Raw genomic sequence first — 3559 nt, 5'->3', positions numbered from 1 at the left:
CCGGAGTCCATCAGGTGGCCGGTGATCTCGACCGTCTCGGTGACCTGCACGGGTGCCTCCTTCGCGATAGTCGTCGGATTGTCCGACGATCGGCACTCTATCGCCCGCCGACGGGTCAGACGACGGCGCCGTCGTCAGGGGTGTCGTCCGGCGGGAGCCGGTCGCCCATCCGGATCACCAGGGTGAGGAAGCCGGCGATGAACCCGACCACCGCGACCAGCGTGATGTGCCCGGCGCCGAAGTCGAACAGCGCCGCCAGGATCAGCAGCGTCGGTCCGCCGAGCAGGCCGAGCCAGGCCGCCCGGCTGATCCAGTCCAGCCGCGGCCCGCGCGGCGGTTCCGGCGGGATGAAGTGGTCGTGCGGATCGTCCGTACGCCGGGCGGGTGGCTCCTCCGGCGGGTCCTCGTCGGTGTCCCCGACGATCAACCCGGCCGGTACGTCGATGAGTGGTTCGTAGGAGTTCTCGTCCACGTCCTCACTCGCCGGCCACCGCGGGACCGGGGTCTCCGCATGGCCGGGCGCCGAGGGCTGGTTGAACTGCTCGACCAGCGAGTTCCACTCGGCGTCCTCGGTACTGCGCTCGACCACCGAGCGAGCGCGATCCACCGAGTCCGAGTCCACGAAGATCTCCTCGAATCCCGCGGGCAGTTTCTTCTCCGGCGCCTCGGCCGGCGCGTCGGCGCGCGTCGGTGTCTCGGCCTTGGCCGGGGACTCGGATTTGGCGGGGACCTCTGCCTTCGCCGCGGTGTCGGCGGACGCCTCGGCGGGTGGTTCCGTCTCCGCCGCGGTCTCGTCCTCCGGCGCCTCGACCGTCTGCACCGGCGTGGCCTCCGACGGACCAGGCCCGCCCGGCGCCTCGGCGTACGCGGCGATGCCTGCCTCGGCCAGCGCGGCGAGGACTGGTTCGATGATGAGCGGGTCGATGCCGCCCAGCGACGTGTACGCCGAGGCGGTCAGTCCGTTGTCACGCATCAGCTGAGATCCGTTGGATGAAGGCGGTCGAGTCCGCGAAGATCCGCGGGGCGTCGTTGTCCAAAGTGGCCACGTGGTAGCTGTCCTCGAGCAGGGTCTCGGTCACGTCGCGGGACGAGATCCTGGCCAGCACCGTCCGGCCCGAACTCGGCTCCACCACGTGATCGACAGTACTGCGGAACAGAAGCAGCGGCTGAGTCACCTTCGGTAAATCTTCCCGCGTCAGCTTCCACAACTGCGACAGCGAGTACAACGCGCGCAGCGGCATCCGGTCGTAAGCGCCCTCGTCGACACCCGGCTTCTTGATGTCGTTCGAGATCCCTGGGAACGCCGGCACCAGCCGCTGCAACACCGGCAGCAGGACAGCCCGCTTGTCGTCGGTCTGCACGGACGGGTTGATGGTGATGACGCCGGAGATGTCGGCGCCGTGCTGCTCGGCCAGCCGCAGTACGAGACAACCGCCCATCGAGAGCCCGACGACGAACACCTTGTCGTGCTCCTTGCGGAGGCGCTGCAGTTCGTTGTCGAGGACGGCGTACCAGTCCTGCCAGCCGGTGGTGTTCAGCTCGCGCCAGGTCGTGCCGTGCCCCGGCAGCCGCGGTACTGCGACGCCCAAGCCCTCGGCGGCGAGGTGTTCGGCGAACGGGCGCATCGACTTCGGTGAGCCGGTGAAGCCGTGGCTCAGCAGAACCCCGACGGCGGCGTTCTCGCCGGATCCGGGACCGCGGAACTCTTCCGCATGGTCTTGCACTGGCACGGGTGGCTCCTAGACAGTCGCTGACTTCCTGAGACGCCAATGGTCGCAGCCGCGGGGCCGCCCGCCCACCCCGGCGCGGATGTCGTGACCGACGTCGCACTAGGCTATTACCATCCCCAACCCCACAGCCCCGGTCGCCTGCCGCCCACCCGGGTCATTGCAATCACATGCCACCACAGAGTGCAACAGGTGAATCCCTGGTGGTCACATTGCCTGTGGGGGACAGTGGAACGTAAGGTGTCGGCCGAGCGACGGAGGTGAAGGCGGATGCTGTACCTGTTCCTCAGGCGATTCTTCGTCGGACCGATCGTGAAGCTGCTCTTCCGTCCGCGGGTCAAGGGACTGGAGAACATCCCCGTCACCGGCCCGGCTCTGCTGGTCAGCAACCACCTGGCATTCTGTGATTCCATCTTCCTGCCGGTGGCGGTGCCGCGGCAGATCGTGTTCCCGGCGAAATCGGAGTACTTCACCGCGCCCGGGCTGAAGGGGCGCCTGGTCGCGACCTTCTTCCGCTCGGTGGGCCAGATCCCGATCGACCGGTCGGGCGGGCGGGCCTCGCTGGCCGCGCTGAACACCGGCCTGGAGATCCTGGAGCAGGGCGAGCTCTTCGGCATCTACCCCGAGGGGACGCGGTCGCCCGACGGCCGGCTCTACAAGGGCAAGACCGGGGTAGCGCGGATGGCGATCGTGGCGGGTGTGCCGGTAATCCCGGTCGCGATGATCGACACCGAGAAGCTCCAGCCGCTGGGCAGGATCTGGCCGCAATGGTGGGTCCGCGAGCCGGGCCGCCGGCTGCCGCGCCTGCTCCGTCCGGGCGTCGCGATCGGCAAGCCGCTCGACTTCTCCCGCTACGAGGGGATGGAGCGCGACCGGTTCGTCCTCCGCTCGGTGACGGACGAGATCATGTACGCGCTGATGGAGCTGTCAGGCCAGGAGTACGTCGACATGTACGCCGAGAAGGCCAAGGAGCTCCTCAAAGCCGGCGAATCCATCGACGACCACATCAAACCCCGCCTGGACGACACCAAGGCCTCCTGACCCGCACTGCGGGACGCGGAGCTGCCCGTACTGCGGGATGTCGGTGGCAGGTGGTTCCGTACGCGAAGATGGTGCTCGTGGAGAACGACCTGAATGTCCTCGGCGGCCCGCTGGAAGAATGCGGCACCGACCCCGTCACCGGGTACTTCCGCGACGGCTGCTGCACCACCGGCCCGGAAGACCTCGGCAGCCACACCGTCTGCGCCGTGATGACGACCGAGTTCCTCGCCCACCAGACCGCGGTCGGCAACGACCTGGCGACCCCGCGCCCCGAATTCAACTTCCCGGGCCTCCGCCCAGGCGACCGCTGGTGCGTAGTAGCAGCCCGCTGGCTCCAGGCGTACCACGCAGGCGCCCCAGCCCCCGTAGTACTAGCCTCCACCCACGCCCGCTCCCTCGACACCATCCCCCTCACAGTCCTCCGAACCCACGCCGTAGACGTCCCCACCGACCCCAGCTCCCTCACGTAGTCCCAGCCCACTCCCGTACTCCGGACGCGGGTTCTCGCTGCCGTTGGAGCTCGAGGTGGTACGCCGGTTCATTGGCGATGTGGTTGCGTCGGGTGCATTGGAACTGCGGTTGCTTCAGGCGCATTTGGCGATGTGGACGCGCCGCAGTGGCGGGGTGGTTGCACCCCGGTGCATTGGTGATGTGGTTGCGCGGTCTCCGCTGCGGGAGTGTGCTAGTCGACGTGGTGGGTGTCAAGGGCGCCTTTGGCGTCGCCTTCGGCGATCGAACAAGTTCGACCCTTGACACCCACCACGTCGACCAGGGAAGGACGCAGCTACGCG

At 68.2% G+C, this 3559-nt stretch carries 4 protein-coding genes; 2 read left to right on the top strand and 2 right to left on the bottom strand.

Annotated features, from left to right (window positions below; all coding sequences use genetic code 11):
- Window positions 1–115 precede the first annotated feature (115 nt).
- Window positions 116–973, bottom strand: a complete 858-nt coding sequence (locus VFG33_RS15300; protein WP_325026862.1) for a hypothetical protein — start codon at window positions 971–973, stop codon at window positions 116–118.
- Complete coding sequence (locus tag VFG33_RS15295; RefSeq protein ID WP_325026860.1) at window positions 966–1730, bottom strand: alpha/beta hydrolase; 765 nt, start codon at window positions 1728–1730, stop codon at window positions 966–968. The genes VFG33_RS15300 and VFG33_RS15295 overlap by 8 nt, the downstream gene beginning before the upstream one ends.
- 267 nt (window positions 1731–1997) lie before the next feature.
- Here VFG33_RS15295 and VFG33_RS15290 point away from each other — a divergent pair, with 267 nt between their 5' ends.
- Together VFG33_RS15290 and VFG33_RS15285 are read left to right on the top strand one after the other, a co-directional pair.
- Complete coding sequence (locus tag VFG33_RS15290; protein WP_325026858.1) at window positions 1998–2768, top strand: lysophospholipid acyltransferase family protein; 771 nt, start codon at window positions 1998–2000, stop codon at window positions 2766–2768.
- A 50-nt stretch (window positions 2769–2818) separates the two neighbouring features.
- A complete protein-coding gene (locus VFG33_RS15285) occupies window positions 2819–3238 on the top strand; it encodes a DUF2237 family protein (RefSeq protein WP_325026856.1) in 420 nt (139 codons plus the stop codon).
- The last annotated feature ends 321 nt before the right edge of the window (window positions 3239–3559 follow it).

The sequence above is a fragment of the Kribbella sp. genome (assembly GCF_035687465.1).
Lineage (GTDB): Bacteria > Actinomycetota > Actinomycetes > Propionibacteriales > Kribbellaceae > Kribbella.
The sequence above is the reverse complement of the archived record's forward strand: the minus strand, read 5'-3'. Positions and strand labels throughout refer to the sequence as shown.

What these genes read in the sequence shown, in the direction of transcription:
- VFG33_RS15300 (WP_325026862.1), bottom strand. Translation starts at nt 973, where the DNA reads ATGCGTGACAACGGACTGACCGCCTCGGCGTACACGTCGCTGGGCGGC.
- VFG33_RS15290 (WP_325026858.1), top strand. Translation starts at nt 1,998, where the DNA reads ATGCTGTACCTGTTCCTCAGGCGATTCTTCGTCGGACCGATCGTGAAG.